The following is a 19111-nucleotide window of genomic DNA, read 5'->3' as shown; positions in this document are numbered from 1 at the left end:
CCCGCTCGACAAAACCTTGCGGCCCGAGTACCGCACCGCATGCGCGGCGCCCAACATCGGCGCGACCCGCGGCGCCCGTATAATAGGCGCCCCATGAATCTATTCCGAGCCCTGCTGACAGTCAGCGGCTTCACGCTGCTGTCGCGCGTGACCGGACTGGCCCGAGAAACGCTGATCGCGCGCGCCTTCGGCGCGAGCCAGTTCACCGACGCTTTCTACGTCGCGTTTCGCATTCCCAATCTGCTGCGCCGCATTTCGGCGGAGGGCGCCTTCTCGCAGGCGTTCGTGCCGATCCTCGCGGAGTTCAAGAATCAGCAAGGCCACGACGCCACGCGCGCGCTGGTCGACGCCACCTCCACGGTGCTCGCCTGGGTGCTGGCGGTCCTTTCGCTGCTGGGCATTTTCGGCGCGACCTTCGTCGTGACCGTGGTCGCTTCGGGCCTGAAAGCCGACGGCCAGGCGTATCCCATGGCCGTCACGATGACGCGCATCATGTTCCCGTACATCGTGTTCATTTCGCTGACGTCGCTCGCGTCCGGCGTGCTGAACACGTACAAGCAGTTCTCGCTGCCCGCGTTCGCGCCCGTGCTGCTCAACGTCTCGTTCATCACGGCGGCCGTGGCGGTCGCGCCGCACATGAAGCAGCCGGTGTACGCGCTCGCGTGGGCCGTGATCGTCGGCGGGGTGTTGCAGTTCCTCGTGCAATTGCCGGGCTTGAAGCGCATCGACATGATGCCGCGTATCGGCTGGAATCCGCTCAAGGCGCTCGCGCATCGCGGCGTCAAGCGCGTGCTCGCGAAAATGGTGCCGGCGATGTTCGCGGTCTCGGTCGCGCAGATCAGCCTCATCATCAACACGAATATCGCCTCGCGGCTCGGGCCGGGCGCGGTGTCGTGGATCAACTACGCCGACCGGCTGATGGAGTTCCCCACGGCGCTGCTCGGCGTGGCGCTCGGTACGATCCTGTTGCCGAGCCTGTCGAAAGCGCACGTCGACGCCGATCCGCACGAATATTCCGCGCTGCTCGACTGGGGCCTGCGCGTGACCTTCCTGCTGGCCGCGCCTTCGGCCGTCGCGCTGTTCTTCTTCGCCGAGCCGCTCACGGCCACGCTGTTCCACTACGGCAAATTCGACGCCACCTCGGTCGTGATGACGGCGCATGCGCTGGCCGCGTACGGCGTGGGTCTCATCGGCCTGATTCTCATCAAGATCCTCGCGCCCGGGTTTTATGCGCGCCAGGACATCAAGACGCCCGTGAAGATCGGCGTGGGCGTGCTCGTCGCCACGCAGATCAGCAATTACATTTTCGTGCCGATCTTTTCGCACGCGGGTTTGACGCTCTCGGTCGGTCTGGGCGCGTGCATGAACGCGCTGCTGCTCTTTATCGGCCTGCGCCGGCGCGGTATCTACATGCCTTCCGCGGGCTGGACGCGTTTCTTCGTGCAACTGCTCGGGGCATGCCTCGTGCTGGCGGGAGCCATGCACTGGTGCTCGATCAGTTATGACTGGATCGCACTGCGGCACGAGCCGGTCTCGCGCATCGCGCTCATGGCGGCGTGCCTCGTTCTGTTCGCAGCGCTATATTTCGGTATGCTGTGGCTGATGGGCTTCAAATACGCGTACTTCAAGAGGCGGACGAAGTGATCACGATGTCTACGCGGGTTCTGGATTATTTCAGCGCGCTCGTTGCCGAAGACGAGAGCCTGCCGCTCACCGAAGCGGCGCTCGCGATCGCGCAGGATGCCTACCCCGATCTCGACCTGCAGGCCACGCTGGCCGAGCTCGACGAACTCGCGTTGCGCGTGGGCCGCCGTTTGCCCGAAGGCGCCGACGTGCGTCAGCAGATCGGCATTCTGAACCGCTGCTTTTTTCGTGAGATGGGTTTCGCGGCCAATCTCAACGACTATCTCGATCCCGACAACAGTCATCTGAACGCCGTGCTCAAGCGCCGGCGCGGCATTCCCATTTCGCTCGCCGTGATCTATCTGGAGATCGCGAGCCAGTTGGGCCTGCCGGTGCAGGGCGTGTCGTTTCCGGGGCATTTCCTGCTGCGCGTCTCGCTGCCCGAAGGCGACGAAATGCTCGATCCCACCACGGGCCGCACGCTCACGGAATCGGACATGGTCGAGATGCTGGAGCCGTTCGTGGCGAACACGGGCGACTCCGTGGCGCGCGCGCTGCGCATGCTGCTCGAACCGGCCACGCGGCGCGAGATCGTGGCGCGCATGCTGCGCAATCTCAAGTCGGTGTATCTGCAAACCGAGCGCTGGCAGCGCCTGCTCGCCATCCAGCAGCGTCTCGTGATCCTGCTGCCCGGCAGCATCGAGGAAATTCGCGATCGCGGTTTCGCGTATGCGCGGCTCGACTATCTGCGGCCCGCGCTCGAAGACCTCGAACAGTATCTGGAAGCGCGCCCGGAGGCCGAGGACGCGACCGTCGTGGAATCGCAATTGCACGAGTTACGGCAGCGCACGCTCGACAACGACTGATCGCGCCGTTTGCCCAGGCGCCAGCAAAAAAGCCCGCGAGTGATCGCGGGCTTTTTCGTATCGGCGATACATCGTGGCGGCGCTTACTTCGGCTGCATGCGGATCGCGCCGTCGAGGCGAATCACTTCGCCGTTGAGCATGGGATTCTCGACGATCTGCTTCACGAGCATCGCGTACTCGTCGGGTTTGCCGAGGCGCGGCGGGAACGGCACCATCGCGCCGAGCGCGTCCTGCACCTCCTGCGGCATGCCGAGCAGCATCGGCGTTTCGAAAATACCGGGCGCGATGGTCATCACGCGGATGCCGCTGCGCGAAAGGTCGCGCGCGACCGGCAACGTCATGGCCACGACGCCGCCCTTGGACGCCGCATAGGCCGCCTGGCCGATCTGCCCGTCGTAGGCCGCCACCGAGGCCGTGTTGACGATCACGCCGCGTTCGCCGCCCGCGCCCGGCGCGGTTTGCGCGATCGCGGCCGCCGCGAGGCGAATCATGTTGAAGGTGCCGATCAGGTTCACCGAGATGGTTTTCGAGAACGTGTCGAGCGGATGCGGCCCGTCCTTGCCAACGGTTTTCGCGGCCGGCGCGATGCCCGCGCAGTTCACGAGGCCGCGCAGCGTGCCGAGCGCCGTCGCGGCGGCCACGGCGCGCGCGCCGTCTTCCTCGCTCGCCACGTTGCAGGTCACGAATACGCCGCCCAGTTCCTGCGCGAGCGCGTTGCCGGCTTCGGCGTTCAGGTCGGCGATGACGACTTTGGCGCCTTCCGCGGCGAGCAGGCGGGCGCTGGCCGCGCCGAGTCCCGAAGCGCCGCCGGTGATGAGAAATACGTTGTCGCGAATTTGCATGGCTCGTCTCCTGTGTTGTTGTAGGCGCCGTGCCCCGAGCGGGGCGGGCCGCAAAGCAAAACGGGCCGCCTGGCGCCGCGCACGAGGTGAATCGTGACGCGACGCCAGCCGGCCCGCAGGCATGCTCGATGTCGGACTGAAGCCCGCCCGGGCCGACGGCGGGAAGCCCGGTCACGCCGGACCTCCGGCGCGGCCGGAGCGTTGAGCTTACTTGAGTGCGGCGAACACGCGCTCGCGGATTTCGTCGACGCTGCCGAGACCCGAGATCGCGCGGTACTGCGGCGCTTGCAGGCCGTTTTCCTCGCCGCGCTGCGCCCATTCGCTGTAATAGGCGATGAGCGGCTTGGTTTGCGCGACATAGACGTCGAGACGCTTGCGCACGGTTTCTTCCTTGTCGTCGTCGCGCTGGACGAGTGCTTCGCCCGTCACGTCGTCTTTCATGTCTTCCTTGGGCGGGTTGAACTTGACGTGATAGGTGCGGCCCGAAGCCGGGTGCATGCGGCGGCCGCTCATGCGCACGATGATCTCGTCGAACGGCACGTCGATCTCGAGCACGTAGTCGATCGCCACGCCGGCCTGCTTCATGGCTTCGGCTTGCGGCAGCGTGCGCGGGAAGCCGTCGAACAGATAGCCGTTCTGGCAGTCGGGCTGCTGCAGGCGTTCCTTGACGAGGTTGATGATGAGTTCGTCAGTGACGAGTTCGCCGGCGTCCATGAAGCGCTTCGCTTCGATACCGAGCGGCGTGCCGGCCTTGACGGCCGCGCGCAGCATGTCGCCCGTCGAGATCTGGGGGATGCCGAACTTTTCCTTGATGAAGTTTGCCTGGGTTCCCTTGCCCGCGCCGGGCGCGCCCAACAGGATCAAACGCATGGTGAACATCTCCGATCTGTGTGAATTCTTCCGGCGCGGCGGCCACCCCACGCGCGGGGGCGGCAAACGGCAGCATTGGTGCTTGCTTTCGGCACGTGCCTCCCGCTCGCTCACGCCGTGAAAGGCCGGGCAGACGGGGGGCGGCGACACATCCCGCGCGGCAGCGTCCGGGGCGAATGACAGTCAAACGCAGCGGACGGCGCAGCGGGCAGCGCCGGCAAAAAGTGGGGAAACCCCGGTGCACAAAGGCTTTAGACGGCTCGCGCAAACAATTGATTATGCCATGGGATTTTGGCCCCACGGCCCGAATTAAGGCCGGAATAACGCCTGCACGCGAGCGAGATCGGCAGGGGTATCGACGCCCGGCGCGGGCGCTTCGGCGGTCACGAGGACCGCGATGCGCTCGCCGTGCCACATCGCGCGAAGTTGCTCCAGCGCCTCGACCTGCTCGATCGGCGACTGGGACAGCGTGGGGTAGCTGCGCAGGAATTTAGCGCGATACGCGTACAGCCCGATATGCCGATAGACCGTCGCGGGAGCCGGCGGGGCGGGCATTGCGGCGAGATCGAGGCGCGCCGGCGACCAGTGCGGCTGCCAGGCGTCGCGGGCCCAGGGAATGGGCGCGCGCGAGAAGTAGAGCGCCACGCCGCGCGCGTCGAGCACGACCTTCACGACGTTCGGGCTGAGGATTTCGTCCGGTGCCGTGATCGGATGCGCGGCGGTTGCGATGGCGCAATCGGCGTGTTCGGCGAGGTGCGACGCAACGCCGCAGACGAGCTGCGGGTCGATCAACGGCTCGTCGCCCTGCACGTTCACGACGATGGTCTCGTCGCTCCAGCCATAGTGGTCGGCGACCTCGGCGAGGCGGTCCGTGCCGGTGGGATGGTCCGCGCGCGTGAGCATCGCTTCGAAGCCGTGCTCGCGGGCGGCGTCGAGCACGCTCTGCGCGTCGGAGGCGACCAGCACCTGCTGCGCGCCCGAGGCGAGCGCGCGTTCGGCCACGCGCACGACCATCGGTTTGCCGCCGATGTCGGCGAGCGGCTTGTTCGGCAGCCGGGTGGAGGCGAGGCGCGCCGGAATCACGGCGATGAAGGGTTGCACGGAAGCGGTCATGACCTGGGTTCGGACAGTTGCGCGGGCGCTCGGGCGCTCGAGGATGCGCCTCGACTCATCGCGCTGGAAAAAACAACGCGCCGGAAGCGGCGCGCTGCATGACGGACTGGCTCGTCGACATCGCGACGGTAATCACGGGTATCGACAGTATCGGCGAAACGCCGTTCGACGCCCGCGCGGCCCCGGCCGCGCAGCGGCGCGACGTCAGGCGCCGGCGCCCGGGTCGACGGGCGTGCCTTCCACCGTTTGACGCGCCTCGTCGACGAGCATGACGGGGATGCCGTCGCGGATCGGATAGGCGAGTTTGTCGGCGTTGCAGATCAGCTCCTGCGCGGCGCGATCGTAGCTGAGCGGGCCCTTGCAGATGGGGCAGACCAGGATTTCAAGCAGACGGGCGTCCACGGAGTTTCTCCACAACCAGGGTGATAAGGCGATGATCGAGCGCGGCTTCCACGGGGACGACCCAGATGCGCGCGTCGTTCCAGGCCGCCAATTTTACTGCATCCTTTTCGGTGACCAGGATCGTCTCGGCGGCGAGGTCGGCAAACGGATTCGTCGTGTAGGCGTAATGGTCGGGCAAGGGCAGCGTGTGCGGCGCGAGACCGGCCGCGCGCAGCGTCGCGAAAAAGCGCTCGGGCGCACCGATGCCGGCCGCCGCCACGAGGCGCGGCGCGGTCGAGTCGGCGCTGGAACCCGCGCCCGCGTGGTTCGCGAACTGCGCGAGCGGGCGGCGCAGCGCGGGATTCGCGAGATGCCACGCGTCGCCGGGCTCGAGCTTGAGCGCGAAGGTGTTGGGCCACGGCGGCAGCGTGCGCGCGTACGGGTCGTTGACGAGCGTGGCGTCGCGGTGGCGCGACAGCGATTCGCGCAACGGGCCCGCGGGCAGCAGGAAGCCGTTGCCGCCGAGCCGGTGATCGAACACCACGAGTTCGAAGTCGCGCTGGAGCCGGTAATGCTGGAGGCCGTCGTCGCTCACGATCACGTCGACGTCGGGATGCGCGCCGCACAGCGCCGTGGCCGCCGCCACGCGGTCGGGCGAGACCCACACCGGCACGCCGGTGCGGCGCGCGATCAGGAGCGGTTCGTCGCCGGACAGTCTGGGCGGCGTGTCGGGCGTGACCGGCGTGGGCCGGTCGATCTTCGCGCCGTAGCCGCGCGACACCACGCCGGGCGCGTAGCCGGCCGCGCGCAGCGCCTCGACCAGCGCGATCACCGTGGGCGTCTTGCCCGTGCCGCCCACCGTCACGTTGCCGACCACGACCACCGGCACGCCCACGCGCACGCTCTGGAGCCAGCCCGCCGCGAACGCCGCGCGCCGCGCGCCGCTCACCGCGGCGAACACGGCCGCGAGCGGCGTGAGCGCCCACGCGAGACCGCCGCGCCGCTGCCACGCCTTTGCGATACCGGCTTCGGCGCGATCCTTCAACGTGGAAATCGGGCCGGTCATGAGCAGAAAGCGGGGCGAAACGCGCGAAGCGCGGCGCCGCGAGACGCGCCGCGCGCCGCCAGGCAGGCGTCACGATGCGAAGGGCGGGCGGGTAAAACGGGCATCGGGTCGGATCTCCGGTTCGAAGGGGCGAGCGAGCGTCAAGTCGGCGATCGGCCAGCAAGCGGCGGAGTTTCGGCGCGCTCGCGAACCCGGGACTCTAGCGCGCATCGGCCAGCCGGGGCAAGTTGGGTGTCCGCGCGATCGCCCATGCATCGCGTGAATACACCCCTGTGGATAACTTTGTGGAGAAGTCGCCTGCGCGCGGCCGGAAAGGCCCGTTCCGACGCCCTTCCATCGGTGTAAGGATAAATTATCGAAATTAAAAATCCATAAAAATCAAATAGATAGACGAATTTATCCGCGTTTGCGAGGCGCTTTCGGTCATCATGACGCATGATGTGGCCCGTGTGGACACTTCGCGCCGGTTGCGGGCCGGGTCCCGTTCGTGCTCACGACCACCGCTGGACTGCGGCCCCCGGAACGGTCTATCGTCTGTCCGGCCCACGCCGTGCCGGGCGCGTTTGGCCGTGTTTTCGACGCGCTTTCCGGCGAGTTTTTGCCGCGTTTTTGCCCATTCCATTCGCATGCTATCCGACCGTTTTTCCGCTTCCTCCGCCTCGTCCGGCGACGTCGTCGTGCCGGTATCGGCGCTCAATCGCGCCATCGGCGCCATGCTCGAGCGTTCGTTTCCGCTCGCCTGGATCTCGGGCGAAGTCTCGAACTTCACGCGCGCCGCGAGCGGTCACTGGTATTTCTCGATCAAGGACGCGCAGGCGCAGATCCGCTGCGTGATGTTCCGCGGCCGCGCGCAATACGCCGAATTCACGCCGCGCGAGGGCGACCGCATCGAAGTGCGCGCCCTCGTGACGATGTACGAACCGCGCGGCGAACTGCAACTGAACGTCGAGGCCGTGCGCCGCACGGGGCAAGGGCGGCTCTACGAAGCGTTCTTGCGTCTGAAGGCGCAGCTCGAAGCCGAAGGCCTGTTCGACGCCGGGCGCAAGCGCGAGTTGCCCACGCACCCGCGCGCCATCGGCGTGATCACGTCGATGCAGGCCGCCGCGCTGCGCGACGTGCTCACCACGCTGTGCCGCCGCGCGCCGCACGTGCCCGTGATCGTCTATCCGGCGCCGGTGCAGGGCGCGGGCTCCGCCGACAAGCTCACGACGATGCTCGAGACCGCCAATGCGCGCGCCGAAGTCGACGTGATCGTGCTGTGCCGCGGCGGCGGCTCGATCGAAGACCTCTGGTCGTTCAACGACGAAACGCTCGCCCGCGCGATTGCGGCCAGTGCGATTCCGGTCGTGAGCGGCGTGGGCCACGAAACCGATTTCACGATCGCCGATTTCGCCGCCGACGTGCGCGCGCCCACGCCCACGGGCGCGGCCGAACTGGTGAGCCCGCAGCGCGCGGTGCTGCTGCGCGAACTCGATCAGCGCCACGCGGCGCTCGCGCGCGACTTCGGCCGCCTGTTGGAGCGGCGCGCGCAGCAACTCGACTGGCTTGCGCGACGCCTCGTGTCGCCCGCCGAGCGCCTCGCGCAGCAGCGTACGCATTTGCGTCAACTGACGATCCGGCTCGCCTCGGCGGGCACGCGCGCGACCGCCGACGCGCGCGCGCGCCTGAGCCTCGTGCAGATGCGCTGGCAGCGCGCGCGGCCGGACCCGAGCGCCGCGCGCAGTCGCGTCGAGTCGCTGGCGCGGCGTCTGGACAGCGCGTTCGAACGCCGCCGCGAGCGCGAGATCGCGAGCGTTTCCAAGCTAGCGGCGCGGCTCGAGGTGCTGAGCCCGCAGCGCACGCTCGAGCGCGGTTATGCGGCAATGCTCGATGCGCAGAGCGGCGCGGCGCTGCGCTCGCCCGCGGCGCTCAAGCCGGGCAAGCGCGTGACCGTGCATCTCGCGCAGGGTAGCGCCGACGTCGCGCTCGCCGACGTTCAGCCGCGTCTCGCCGACGGGTTTTGAGCCCCGTAGCGACATGCCTGCGGTTGGCTCGCGCATCGGGCGCGTCGCTTGCGGCATCGATCGGGCGACGTATCCGCCGGGCGGCGTATCCGCCTGAAGAATGCGTGCCTGAAGATTGCGTATGACATGGCGGATGCGTCGCGGCCGGCTGGCATCGACCTGACATGAGGCTGCGCGACGATGAACGTTTCACGCGCGTAGGCCTCGCGAGGCAGCACTAGCGCGACGCGCGTCATGCGATGGCAGCTCGATCGCCGCGACCGCATCGCAAAGGGACGAAGGCACGCGAATGGACCCATGCCTGCGCGTTTGACAGCGCGTTTGGCGAGCCTGTGTTATCCCTTTGCAAGAAGTCGACGTGCAGGTCGAAAACGCGGCGAGCCAGGCGGTGAAGCAGGCGATGAAGCACGCGCTTTGCTGCACGACGATCGTTCGCCGCTGGAGCGACTGACGAGGGCTTGCGAAAGCTTGCAAACACGACGCCAGAGCGCGCCGAAGCGACCCTGCCAACGCGCTGAAAAACGCGTGTTCGCCATAAAGTCCGCGCGTTTGCGGGGTTATTCCAACTCGCCTACAATCGAGTGCTCCATGCCGGCGACTATGTAGAACTTCAAGCAGAACTCCCCATAACACGACGAAGGAACCGCATCATGTCATTTACGCTCCCGCCGCTGCCGTTCGAAAAGAACGCCCTCGCTCCGCACATGTCGGAAGAGACGCTCGATTTCCACTACGGCAAGCATCACCAGGCTTACGTCACGAATCTGAACAACCTGATTCCGGGCACCGAGTTCGAAAAGCTGTCGCTCGAAGAAATCGTCAAGAAGTCGTCGGGTGGCGTGTTCAACAACTCGGCGCAAGTCTGGAACCACACGTTCTTCTGGAACAGCCTCTCGCCGCAAGGCGGCGGCGCACCGTCGGGCGCGCTCGGCGAAGCGATCAACGCCAAGTGGGGTTCGTATGACGCGTTCAAGGAAGCGTTCACGAAGGCCGCAGTCGGCAACTTCGGTTCGGGCTGGACGTGGCTCGTGAAGAAGGCAGACGGCTCGCTCGACATCGTGTCGACCAGCAACGCCGCCACGCCGCTCACGACCGACGCAAAGGCACTGCTCACCGTCGACGTGTGGGAGCACGCTTACTACATCGACTACCGCAATGCGCGTCCGAAGTTCATCGAAGCGTACTGGAACATCGTGAACTGGGACTTCGCAGCGAAGAACTTCGCTTAAGCGCCTCCCGCTGCACACGTTGTTCAGCGCCGCACTCAACCTGCGGCGCCCAGCAAAAAGCCCTCGATTCGCATCGAGGGCTTTTTGTTTTTATGCCTGAAATCAGCGGGTTTTTACGAAATCTTATTGAAACGCCGCCATGGTTTCCTGCGTCGAGCGCACGTGGCCCATGATGCCGAACAGCTTGTCGAAGGCGAAGCGGTGCATCTCCTCGTTCAGGCCCGAGGTGGCGTCTTCGACGAACACGAGCTTGAAGCCCCGGTCGAACGCCGCGCGCGCGGTGGACTCCACGCCGAAGTTGGTGGCGATGCCGCCGAGCACGATGGTCTCGATCCCGCGACGGCGCAGTTGCTGTTCGAGGTCGGTGCCGTGGAACGCGCCCCACTGACGCTTGGTCACGAACACATCGCCGTCCTGCGCGCCGATTTCGGGCACGAGTTCCGATGCCTGGGGCGGCGCGGCGGGCGTGTCGGGCTTGCGCATGGGGGTATCCGCGGGCAGCGCCAGAATCTCGTTGACGAGTACGCGTACCCAGACGACCGTGCCGCCCCTGGCGCGCAGCGCATCCGCGAGCGGTCTGGCCTGCGCCACGACCTGCGGGCCGCTATAGGGGCCGAGCGGACGGCTCACGATGCCATGTTGCAGATCGATCATTACGAGCGCGGTCGTGCGCGGATCGAGAGAAAGTGCTTGCGTCATGATTCACCTATATGTGAGGATGGCCTCACATATACTACACGAATGTGAGGGAGTCTTCAGATATGGCGGCAGACCCGCTTGCGCGAGCGAATGGTCGCGGTGTGCGCGATGGTGAAAAAGGCGGCGAAAAAAGCGGCAGGAAAGCCAGCACGAAAGCCGGCGCGAAAGCCGGTGCGAAAGCCGGTGCGAACACCGCCGCGCCAGCCCCGGCGGACCGGCGCGTGCCGCGTCAGGAACGCGCGGCGCGCACCCATGACGCGCTGCTCGAAGCGGCGGGCGAGGCGTTCGCCGAACGCGGTTTCGAAGCGGCCACCATGACGCAGATCGCGCAGCACGCGGGCGTTTCGATCGGCGCGGCGTACCAGTACTTTCCGAACAAGGACGCGCTCGCGTTCGCGCTGCGCCAGCGTTACGGCGACGAAATGGACGCGCGCTGGAGCGCGCTCGTTGCCGGGCACGACAGCGCGGGCGAACTGCCGCTCGCGGCATTGGCCGAACGCGTCATCGACTTGATGGTGGACCTGATGAGCGCGTATCCCGCGTATTTGCCGCTGCTTTCGGTGGCGCTCGGGTTCAAGCGCGACGCGGCCGCGCGCAATCAGTTGCGGCAGCGTTTCGCGGCGCTGTTCGTGCGTTACCGGCCCGCGCTCGAAGCGGAGGAGGCGTATCGCATCGCCGAAGTCATGCTGCAGGTGATCAAGAGCCTCAACCCGCTCTACGCGGCCGCGAAGCCGAAGGAGCGCAAGCTGCTGGTCGCCGAATACAAGGGCGTGGTGGCGGCCTGGCTCGCGGCGCGGCTGGGTTGAGCGCATTTGACAACGCGCTTCGGTGCCTGTTTCCGCGCACGAATCCGCGCGGCTACAACGCTTCGCGCGTCGCGAGCACGCGGTCGATCAGCCCATATTCCGCGGCTTCGTGCGCCGACATGAAATTGTCGCGGTCGGTGTCGCGGGCGATCTGCGCGATGTCGCGTCCCGTGTGCGCGGCGAGCATCGCGTTGAGCCGTTCGCGCTGGTAAATGATCTCGCGCGCCTGCAATTCGACATCGGCGGCCGTGCCTTGTCCGCCGCCCGAGGGCTGATGGATCATGATGCGCGCGTTCGGCAGCGCGAAGCGTTTGCCGGGCGCGCCCGCGGCCAGCAGGAACGAGCCCATGCTGGCGGCGAAACCGGTGCAAAGCGTGGAGACGTCGGGCTTGATGAAGGCCATCGTGTCGAGAATCGACATGCCGTCGTACACGGAGCCGCCCGGCGAATTGATATAGAGGCTGATGTCCTTCTCGGGATTTTCGGCTTCGAGAAACAGCAGTTGCGCGACCACGAGGCTCGCGTTCTGTTCTCCCACCGGGCCGATCAGGAACACGATGCGCTCGCGCAGCAGGCGCGAATAAATGTCGTAGGCGCGTTCGCCGCGTCCCGACGTTTCGATCACGGTCGGCACGAGATTGAGCGCGCTGGGCGAGAGTGGAGCACTATGCATGAAGACCTCGTCGATTGAGCGCGCGGCGCGAATGCGCCGCGTTCTCCCCATGACGCGCGCCGCGCTCGCCGCGTGACGAAAATTTTTTCGCGCGCGGCTGTCACACGGGCGCGCGGCCGTTCGTCATGGCAGGAAGGCGACGAACGCCCGGACGAGAGCGACGCCGCAAGGCGAAGGAGCGAAGCGAATGACGCAGCGGATCAGCCGAATCGGCCCGATTAGTCCCAATCACCCAGGTAACCCGGGCACGCGGAAGATGAGCCATGCAATGGACGCCGAGGCAATCGACGCGAAGGCGCCAGGCGCCGAGGTATTCGACATATCGACACCCGACGTATCGACACCCGACGTAGCGACGCCCGACGAAGCGACGCCGGACGTATCGACGCCCGACGTATCGACACCCGACGTATCGGCGCCCGACGAAGCCACCCGCGCGGCCGTGTTCGACGCGGCGCGCGCGCGTCTGCTCGCGCTCGCCACGCGCGTGCTCGGCAGCCGCGCCGAAGCCGAGGACGTCGTGCAGGACGCCTGGTTCCGCTGGCGCGACGCCGACGCGCAGGCCGTGCGCACGCCGCAAGCGTGGCTCTCGACGGTCACGGTGCGGCTCGCGATCGACCGGCTGCGGCGCCTGCGTCGCGAACAGGCCGACGGCGCGCTCGAGCGCGTGGAAGACAGCGCGCCTTCGGCCGAAGAGACGGGGCTGCTGGCCGCGCGCCTGTCCGACGGCCTGCTGATGTTGATGGAGCGTCTGGCGCCGCTGGAGCAGGCCGTGTTCGTGCTGCGCGAGGGGTTCGACTGCGATTACGCGCAGATCGCGGCGCTCACGGGTTGCACGAATGCGCATTGCCGCCAGATCGTGCGGCGCGCGCATCTGCGGCTCGCGCGGGTTGCAGCGGCGCCACCCGTGCGATCGGTGCCATCGACGCGGCCTGTGCCAGCACAGCGCACCGAACACGCGCGCACGGTCGAGCGGCTGCGCGACGTGCTGCGCGAGCAGGATCGCGCGGGACTGATGGATCTGCTGGGCGTGACCGCGACGGCACTGGTCGCGGCATCGGCGGAAACGACGGTGGTGGCCGGAGCGAGCGCTGCGGCGAACGCGGCCAGCCATGGCGTGTTGCGCGCCGAGGCGCTTGCCATCGGCGAGCGGGACGGCGTGGCGCTCGTCGCCGCGAACGGCGAACTGGCGGCGTGGCTGCATGTGCGCGACGACCGCGACGGCGCGTTCGAGCCCGTGGTGTGCGTGGCCGGCTGGCAAGCGGACAAGAGCGGGAACGAGGGCGAGGGCGACGCTGCGCACGCGTTCGTTGCCGCGAATCGCGCGTTCGGCGGTGCGGCCGTGCGCGCGCTGCTCGCGAAACTCAACGCCCGTACGTGGCGTGTTTCAGCACGAGGCGCTACGTCGCGCGCGGCGGTGGAGCAGCCGCACGCGCTCGCCTGATCGGCAAAGAGAAAGAGAACGGCAAAGGGACGGCCGCGGCACGCGAAACCGCCGCGCGATCAGATGCGCTGCGCCGCCGCGTCCCAGTTGATGTCGACGCAGAGCACCTGCACGCCGTGCGGGGTTTGCGCGGCGATCGAGGCGGTCACGCACAGGTGCGCTTCGTTGATCGACAGATACGGCGGCGTGAACTGCACCCGCCCCGGCGACTTCATCGCGCCGATGAAATACGGCCGCCGCTCCCAGCTCGCGCCCTCCGAATGCAGCAGCGGACGGAAGCGCTTGGCGCGTTGCGTCGTGCGGCCTTCCGGCAGCACGTTGTCGCCGATCTGGCGGCCCGAGGCGTCGAGCAGAAAGCTGCGCGCCGTGTCGTCGAGGTCGAGCAGCGGCAGCGTGGCGTCGTTCATGCTCGCGCCCGTCGCCAGTTGCTGCGCCGCCGCTTCGAGTGCGCTCACGTACGGCGCGAGGCGCGCCGACTGCGCGCGGTCGCGCGCGCTCACGCGCTCGCGCAGGCGCGTGGAGAGATCGTCCATCAGGCTTTGCGCCGTGGCGGGCGGCACCGGCTCGACTTCGGGGCGCGCGAAATACGCGCCTTGCACGAAGTCGGCGTTGCTCTCCAGCGCGATGAGCGCGTCGCGCTCGGTCGAGAGGCCGCCCACGAGCACGAGTTGCCCGGACTCGTGCAGCATGGAAACGAGGCCCGGCAGCACGCGCTCGATATGCGCGTGGCGGCTCGCCTGCGCGAGCAGGCTGCGGTCGAGCGTGACGATGTCGGGGCGCAACTGCCACACGCGGTCGATGTTCGAATGCTTGGCGCCGAAACCGTCCAGCGCGATCACGAAGCCGGCCTTGCGCAGCCCGTCGATGATCGCGGCGAAGCGCGAGTTCTCGCCGCCCGCCTGTTCCGAGACTTCCAGCACCACGCGCTGCGGCGGCAACCCGAGCGCCTTGAGGCCCGCGAGCAGGGCGTCGCCGTAGCTCGTGTCCATGAGCGCGGCCGGATGCAGGCTCAGAAACAGCCATTCGTCATGCGAATCGAACGCGTTGAAGTTGCCCAGATGCAGCGATTCCGCGAGCCGCCCGAGTTCGAGCAGATCGCCGCGCCGCGCCGCCTGGGTGAAGACTTCCTGCGACGGCACCTGCTGACCCTGCTCGTCGTGCGCGCGCAGCGACGCGTGATAGCCGATCGCGCGACGGTGCGCGACCGAGAACACGGGCTGGAATACGCTGAAGACGGTGTAGCCGCCGTAGAGCACGGTGCGGCGAGCGCCTTCTTCGCCCGCGATGGGGCGCGACTGGTAGCCGGGGGGATCGAGGTCGATCATGCTGGTTTCATCGATGAGGAACGCGCGTGGAGCGGCACGCGTGAGCGAAAGTTTACAGCAAGCCGTTGCAGGGGGCCGCAGTTTCAGAATGTGCGGGCTCCGGGCGGGCCGCCACGGATTGCATGAGACCGCAACGAACGAAGCCACGAACGAAGCCACGCGCGGTGGCGAATCCGTGCACCGGGGCGTGCACGAAGCCTTGCCAGACCCGGTGCACGGAGCGCCGTGACAAGGTGGAGCAAGAAGCGTGCAAATGGCGCGTGGATCGATGCGCGATGAGGTAAGCGGGCCCGATTTAGCCGGTTATGGCGCGCTCAGGGCGGCGCTAGCGCGATTTTCGCGGTGCGCGCACGCGCGGCGAGGCCAACACCGCGCGCGGGCGCCATCGACGGAACGAATTGCCTGCACCGAAGCGGTGCGAAACCCGCCGTGCTCAGCTTCGCTTTGGCCCGTTCGCGCCCGCTTCAGGCCCGTTTCAGGCTCGTTTCAGGCCCGTTCCGAGGGGTCGGTTTTCTTCGCCGCGCGCCGCACTTCCGGGGAAAGCTGCGCGAAGATCCACGACGAGGCCGCCGTGATGATGCCCACGCAGACGAAGGTCGCGTGGAACGCGGGGATCACGTTGGTCTCGCGCATGTGGCCGATCAGGCCGGTGAAGGTCGTGAGCAGCGCGCCCGCGACCGTCACGCCGAGACTCATGGAAAGCATCTGCACGAGCGAGAACAGGCTGTTGCCGCTGCTCGCGCCGCCCGTGCCGAGGTCCTTGAGCGTGAGCGTGTTCATTGCCGTGAACTGCATCGAGTTGACCGCGCCGAACAGCGCCAGTTGCGCAATGCGCATCCACAGCGGCTCGCCGGGCGTGGAGAGCGAGAAGCTCGCCATCATCAGCCCGACCAGCACCGTGTTCGACGTCAGCACGCGCCGGTAGCCATAGCGCATGATCAGCACGGTGACGAGACGCTTCGAGAACATGCCCGCGGCGGCGGTCGGCAGCATCATGAGGCCCGCTTCGAACGGCGTGTAGCCGAGCGCGACCTGCAGCAGCAGCGGGATCAGATACGGCATCGCGCCGCTGCCGATCCGCGCGAACAGATTGCCGAGCAGCCCCACGCTGAAGGTGTGGATCTTGAAGAGATCGAGCGAGAAGATCGGCTGCGGCGTGCGCACCGCGTGCAGCCCGTAGGCGACGAAGGCGGCGAGCGAGACGATCAGCAGCACGAGCACCGTGGCCTGATTGAGGCCGAGTTCGGAATGGCCGTCGAGCGCGAACGAGATCGTCACCATGGCGGTGACGAGCAGCAGGTAGCCCGGCAGGTCGAAGCGCGGCGTGTTCGGGTTGCGGCTGTCGGGCATGAAGATGAACGTGGCCACGCAGCCCACCACGCCCACCGGCACGTTGATGAGAAAGATCCAGTGCCACGAGGCGATCTGCACGAGCCAGCCGCCGAGCGTCGGGCCGATCAGCGGGCCGATCAGCCCTGGAATGGCCACGAACGAGAGCGCGGGCAGATAGCGTTCGGCGGGAAAGGTGCGCAGCACGGCAAGCCGCCCGACCGGCAGCAGCATCGCGCCGCCCACGCCCTGCGCGATGCGCGAGAGCACGAGCTGGTTCAGCGTATGCGCGCTCGCGCAGAGCAGCGAGCCCACCGTGAACACGAGAATCGCGCCGAGAAACACGCGCCGCGTGCCGAGCTTGTCGGCGAGCCAGCCCGAGACGGGAATCATCACCGCCATCGTCAGCGAATAGGCGATCACGACCGACTGCATGCGCAGCGGCAACTCGCCGAGGCTTTGCGCCATTGCCGGAAGCGCCGTATTGACGATGGTCGAGTCGAGCGTCTGCATGAAGAAGCCGGTGGCGACGAGCCACAGCATCACGGTCAACTTGCGTTCGGAGGGCGTGGTGCTGGGCGAGGTCGAGGCTTCGATGTCGGACATGGGCGAAAAGTCGCTGGGCGGAAGGCGAGGGCCGAAAGGCGGGGCGGCCGGGCAAGCGCCATTGTAGGGAAAACGCTTTACGCGCGGTGGGAAGCGGCGGCGCGCCCGCGCGCGACTTACGCCCGCAGCTTCGCCGCTTTTGCGAAAAACGCCTGCGCGCGCGGGTCCTGCGCGAGCGCCACGTTGATGCGGATCCACGGACACGCCTCGCCGTGCGGGCGGAAGTGGCTGCCCGGCGACACCGCCACGCCGAGCGTTTCGCCACAGGCCGCGAGCCGCGCGGAGTCGTCGATGCGCGGCACCCGCGCCCACACGAACTTGCCGCCCGTCTGCGCATAGCCGCGCGCCGCGACCGCCGCCGCGTTCTCCTGCGCGCCGAAGATCTCCCAGCCGTGCGCTTCGAGCGTGAGCGCCGCCGCGCCCTGCGCCTCGGCCACGCGCCGCCGCAGCCGGTCGAGATACTTGCGATACGCGCCGCGTTCCAGCAGCGTGGCCGCCACGGCCTGCGCGAAGCGCGAGCCGCTGATGGAGGTGAGCGCCTTGATCGCGGCGAGATCGCGCACGATCGCGGCGCTGGCGACCACGTAGCCCACGCGCAGCGAGGAGGACAGCGTTTTCGAGAGCCCCGCGACGTAGACCACGTGCTCGAACTGGTCGAGCGCCGCGAGACGGTCGGTGGGCTCGGTCTGGAAGTCGGCGTAGATGTCGTCCTCGACGATCGTGAAGCGGTGCTCGCGCGCGAGTTGCAGCAGCCGGAACGCGACGGGCGGCGAGATCGACGTGCCGGTCGGGTTGTGGAACACCGGGTTGACGAAGAACGCGCGCGGCCGGTGCTCGGCGAGCATCGCGTGCAGATGCTCGAGGTCGGGCCCGTTGGCCGCGCGGCGGATGCCGACGAGCCGCACGCCGTGCAGCTTCAGCAGGCCGTAGAGGTTGTAGTAGCCCGGATCTTCCACGAACGCGACGTCGCCGGGCTTGAGCATGTAGCGCATGAGCAGGTCGAGGCCTTCGCTCGCGCCTTCGGTGATCAGAATCTGCTGCGCGTGAGCGACGATGCCGAGCGGCGCGAGCCGGTTGCGCAGATGCTCGCGCAGCACGGGATCGCCGCCCGGCGTGCCGTAGTCGACGAGACTCGCCGGGTCGCTGCGCGAGACGTGGCGGATCGCCTGGCCGAGCGCGTCGAGATCGCGCCACGGCTGCGGGATCGAGCCGCTGTCGAGCTGCAGCACTTCGCCCGCGCGCTCGAACTGGCTCAGCAGATGGCCGGATTCGTCGGCGGCGTTCGAGAGATCGCAGGTGCCCATGCCCGCCATGCCGCCGCGCGCGTGTTCGCTCACGTAGAAGCCCGAGCCGTGGCGCGAGTCGAGGAAGCCGAGCGACACGAGGCGGTCGTAAGCCTCGATCACGGGAAAGCGGCTGATGGCGTAATCGGCGGCGAACTGGCGGATCGACGGCAGGCGCGCGCCGGGATGCGCGGCGCGCGAGCGGATCCATGTCTGCACGCCAGCGACGATCTGTTCGGTGAGCGGCACGTCGCTCGTGCGGTCGAGTTCGAGTTTCATGCGGGTCCAGGCGGAGAGTGTCCGGCGCGCGCTGCGCAAGTGTCCGGCCTAAGTGTCCGGTTTTTTCGCTGCACAGTTTCGCGCGAAGTGTTCGGAACTGTGCATGGGGTCGCGGCGCGCTGTTCGCAATAATGCTCCAACCGGGAGGGCGCTTCAAGCGGCCTTTCGCGGCGGCCGGGGTGACATCGGAGAGCATCGGACGGCCGAACCTCAAGGAGCACGGCAATGCGCGAAATCCGAATCTTCGAACTGGAACAGGGCGAGCCCGTCGAGACCTGGCGGCTCGCGCAGCCCATGAACTGCATGTAAGCGAAGGCGAACTGTGGCTCACCATCGACGGCGACGCGGGCGATTACTGGCTGCGCGCGGGCGATGCGATCGATCTGGCGGGCGGCGCGCGCGTGCACGTGAGCGCGGGATCGGGCGCGGGCATGGGCGTGAGCTTCCCGGACCCGCGCGGCAAGGCGGGCGCGCGCTTCGTGCTCGCACTCGGCGGGGCGCGGGCGGCGGGAGCGCAGGCCCGCGACGGTTTCGCCGAAGTGCGCGCGGGCGGCGCCTCCGGCGTGGTGGCGCGGCTGGGCGAAACGTTGCGCGACTGGGCGCGGCGCGGCCAGTGGGGCGTGCGCGCGGCGGGTTGAGCGAGCGGGCGGCAGCGCGCCGGCGTCGGCGGCTGT

18 protein-coding genes are annotated in these 19111 nt (G+C 67.8%); 7 read left to right on the top strand and 11 right to left on the bottom strand.

What is annotated here, in order from left to right; genetic code table 11:
- Window positions 1–93 precede the first annotated feature (93 nt).
- Both murJ and FAZ98_RS10855 read left to right on the top strand, forming a co-directional pair.
- Window positions 94–1644, top strand: coding sequence for a murein biosynthesis integral membrane protein MurJ (murJ, locus tag FAZ98_RS10860; RefSeq protein WP_158951216.1), 1551 nt, complete (start codon window positions 94–96; stop codon window positions 1642–1644).
- A 5-nt stretch (window positions 1645–1649) separates the two neighbouring features.
- A complete protein-coding gene (locus FAZ98_RS10855) occupies window positions 1650–2489 on the top strand; it encodes a SirB1 family protein (protein WP_158951215.1) in 840 nt (279 codons plus the stop codon).
- Window positions 2490–2572: 83 nt separating this feature from the next.
- Here FAZ98_RS10855 and FAZ98_RS10850 read toward each other — a convergent pair whose 3' ends face one another.
- From FAZ98_RS10850 to lpxK, 5 genes are all read right to left on the bottom strand, one after another.
- A complete protein-coding gene (locus FAZ98_RS10850; RefSeq protein WP_158951214.1) occupies window positions 2573–3331 on the bottom strand; it encodes a 3-hydroxyacyl-CoA dehydrogenase in 759 nt (252 codons plus the stop codon).
- Window positions 3332–3538: 207 nt separating this feature from the next.
- A complete protein-coding gene (gene adk / locus FAZ98_RS10845; RefSeq protein ID WP_158951213.1) occupies window positions 3539–4201 on the bottom strand; it encodes an adenylate kinase in 663 nt (220 codons plus the stop codon).
- 309 nt (window positions 4202–4510) lie between these two features.
- Window positions 4511–5314, bottom strand: coding sequence for a 3-deoxy-manno-octulosonate cytidylyltransferase (gene kdsB, locus FAZ98_RS10840; RefSeq protein WP_158951212.1), 804 nt, complete (start codon window positions 5312–5314; stop codon window positions 4511–4513).
- Between the two features lie 204 nt (window positions 5315–5518).
- Window positions 5519–5716: a Trm112 family protein gene (locus tag FAZ98_RS10835; protein WP_158951211.1), complete on the bottom strand. Its 198-nt coding sequence runs from the start codon at window positions 5714–5716 to the stop codon at window positions 5519–5521.
- Window positions 5697–6749 carry a tetraacyldisaccharide 4'-kinase gene (gene lpxK / locus FAZ98_RS10830; RefSeq protein WP_158951953.1) on the bottom strand — a complete coding sequence of 351 codons (1053 nt, stop codon included), beginning with the start codon at window positions 6747–6749 and terminating at the stop codon, window positions 5697–5699. The genes FAZ98_RS10835 and lpxK overlap by 20 nt, the downstream gene beginning before the upstream one ends.
- A gap of 638 nt (window positions 6750–7387) precedes the next feature.
- Between lpxK and xseA the strand changes: the two genes are divergently transcribed.
- Window positions 7388–8764: an exodeoxyribonuclease VII large subunit gene (gene xseA, locus FAZ98_RS10825; RefSeq protein WP_158951210.1), complete on the top strand. Its 1377-nt coding sequence runs from the start codon at window positions 7388–7390 to the stop codon at window positions 8762–8764.
- Window positions 8765–9414: 650 nt separating this feature from the next.
- Window positions 9415–9993, top strand: coding sequence for a superoxide dismutase [Fe] (gene sodB, locus FAZ98_RS10820; protein ID WP_158951209.1), 579 nt, complete (start codon window positions 9415–9417; stop codon window positions 9991–9993).
- A 123-nt stretch (window positions 9994–10116) separates the two neighbouring features.
- Here the strand turns inward: sodB and FAZ98_RS10815 are convergent, their stop codons facing one another.
- Window positions 10117–10692: an isochorismatase family protein gene (locus FAZ98_RS10815; protein ID WP_158951208.1), complete on the bottom strand. Its 576-nt coding sequence runs from the start codon at window positions 10690–10692 to the stop codon at window positions 10117–10119.
- Window positions 10693–10748: 56 nt separating this feature from the next.
- Entirely contained in the window at window positions 10749–11027 is a 279-nt protein-coding gene (locus tag FAZ98_RS35595; protein ID WP_233272602.1) for a hypothetical protein, read from the bottom strand.
- On the opposite strand from FAZ98_RS35595, the gene FAZ98_RS10810 reads away from it, so the two are divergent.
- Window positions 11007–11498, top strand: a complete 492-nt coding sequence (locus FAZ98_RS10810) for a TetR family transcriptional regulator (protein WP_233272601.1) — start codon at window positions 11007–11009, stop codon at window positions 11496–11498. The two genes, FAZ98_RS35595 and FAZ98_RS10810, sit on opposite strands and share 21 nt — an antisense overlap.
- 52 nt (window positions 11499–11550) lie before the next feature.
- On the opposite strand, the gene clpP is transcribed toward FAZ98_RS10810, so the two are convergent.
- Window positions 11551–12171, bottom strand: a complete 621-nt coding sequence (gene clpP, locus FAZ98_RS10805) for an ATP-dependent Clp endopeptidase proteolytic subunit ClpP (RefSeq protein ID WP_158951206.1) — start codon at window positions 12169–12171, stop codon at window positions 11551–11553.
- A gap of 268 nt (window positions 12172–12439) precedes the next feature.
- Here clpP and FAZ98_RS10800 point away from each other — a divergent pair, with 268 nt between their 5' ends.
- Window positions 12440–13615, top strand: coding sequence for a sigma-70 family RNA polymerase sigma factor (locus tag FAZ98_RS10800; RefSeq protein ID WP_158951205.1), 1176 nt, complete (start codon window positions 12440–12442; stop codon window positions 13613–13615).
- Between the two features lie 59 nt (window positions 13616–13674).
- On the opposite strand, the gene FAZ98_RS10795 is transcribed toward FAZ98_RS10800, so the two are convergent.
- The 3 genes from FAZ98_RS10795 to FAZ98_RS10785 all read right to left on the bottom strand — a co-directional run bounded on the left by FAZ98_RS10795 (window position 13675) and on the right by FAZ98_RS10785 (window position 18437).
- Window positions 13675–14940, bottom strand: coding sequence for an EAL domain-containing protein (locus FAZ98_RS10795; protein WP_158951204.1), 1266 nt, complete (start codon window positions 14938–14940; stop codon window positions 13675–13677).
- Window positions 14941–15426: 486 nt separating this feature from the next.
- On the bottom strand, window positions 15427–16812 hold the full coding sequence (mdtD, locus tag FAZ98_RS10790; protein ID WP_158951952.1) for a multidrug transporter subunit MdtD: 1386 nt from the start codon (window positions 16810–16812) through the stop codon (window positions 15427–15429).
- 179 nt (window positions 16813–16991) lie between these two features.
- Complete coding sequence (locus tag FAZ98_RS10785) at window positions 16992–18437, bottom strand: aminotransferase-like domain-containing protein (protein WP_158951203.1); 1446 nt, start codon at window positions 18435–18437, stop codon at window positions 16992–16994.
- Window positions 18438–18616: 179 nt separating this feature from the next.
- Here FAZ98_RS10785 and FAZ98_RS10780 point away from each other — a divergent pair, with 179 nt between their 5' ends.
- A complete protein-coding gene (locus tag FAZ98_RS10780; RefSeq protein ID WP_233272600.1) occupies window positions 18617–19075 on the top strand; it encodes a DUF2917 domain-containing protein in 459 nt (152 codons plus the stop codon).
- Window positions 19076–19111: the final 36 nt, after the last annotated feature.

Source organism: Paraburkholderia acidisoli (assembly GCF_009789675.1).
In the GTDB taxonomy this organism is placed as follows: Bacteria; Pseudomonadota; Gammaproteobacteria; order Burkholderiales; family Burkholderiaceae; genus Paraburkholderia; species Paraburkholderia acidisoli.
The sequence above is the reverse complement of the archived record's forward strand: the minus strand, read 5'-3'. Positions and strand labels throughout refer to the sequence as shown.

Coding starts and splice junctions, on each gene's coding strand:
- murJ (WP_158951216.1), top strand. CDS start 94: ATGAATCTATTCCGAGCCCTGCTGACAGTCAGCGGCTTCACGCTGCTG.
- FAZ98_RS10855 (WP_158951215.1), top strand. CDS start 1,650: ATGTCTACGCGGGTTCTGGATTATTTCAGCGCGCTCGTTGCCGAAGAC.
- FAZ98_RS10850 (WP_158951214.1), bottom strand. CDS start 3,331: ATGCAAATTCGCGACAACGTATTTCTCATCACCGGCGGCGCTTCGGGA.
- adk (WP_158951213.1), bottom strand. CDS start 4,201: ATGCGTTTGATCCTGTTGGGCGCGCCCGGCGCGGGCAAGGGAACCCAG.
- kdsB (WP_158951212.1), bottom strand. CDS start 5,314: ATGACCGCTTCCGTGCAACCCTTCATCGCCGTGATTCCGGCGCGCCTC.
- xseA (WP_158951210.1), top strand. CDS start 7,388: ATGCTATCCGACCGTTTTTCCGCTTCCTCCGCCTCGTCCGGCGACGTC.
- sodB (WP_158951209.1), top strand. CDS start 9,415: ATGTCATTTACGCTCCCGCCGCTGCCGTTCGAAAAGAACGCCCTCGCT.
- FAZ98_RS10815 (WP_158951208.1), bottom strand. CDS start 10,692: ATGACGCAAGCACTTTCTCTCGATCCGCGCACGACCGCGCTCGTAATG.
- FAZ98_RS10810 (WP_233272601.1), top strand. CDS start 11,007: ATGACGCAGATCGCGCAGCACGCGGGCGTTTCGATCGGCGCGGCGTAC.
- clpP (WP_158951206.1), bottom strand. CDS start 12,171: ATGCATAGTGCTCCACTCTCGCCCAGCGCGCTCAATCTCGTGCCGACC.
- FAZ98_RS10800 (WP_158951205.1), top strand. CDS start 12,440: ATGGACGCCGAGGCAATCGACGCGAAGGCGCCAGGCGCCGAGGTATTC.
- FAZ98_RS10795 (WP_158951204.1), bottom strand. CDS start 14,940: ATGATCGACCTCGATCCCCCCGGCTACCAGTCGCGCCCCATCGCGGGC.
- mdtD (WP_158951952.1), bottom strand. CDS start 16,812: ATGCTGTGGCTCGTCGCCACCGGCTTCTTCATGCAGACGCTCGACTCG.
- FAZ98_RS10785 (WP_158951203.1), bottom strand. CDS start 18,437: ATGAAACTCGAACTCGACCGCACGAGCGACGTGCCGCTCACCGAACAG.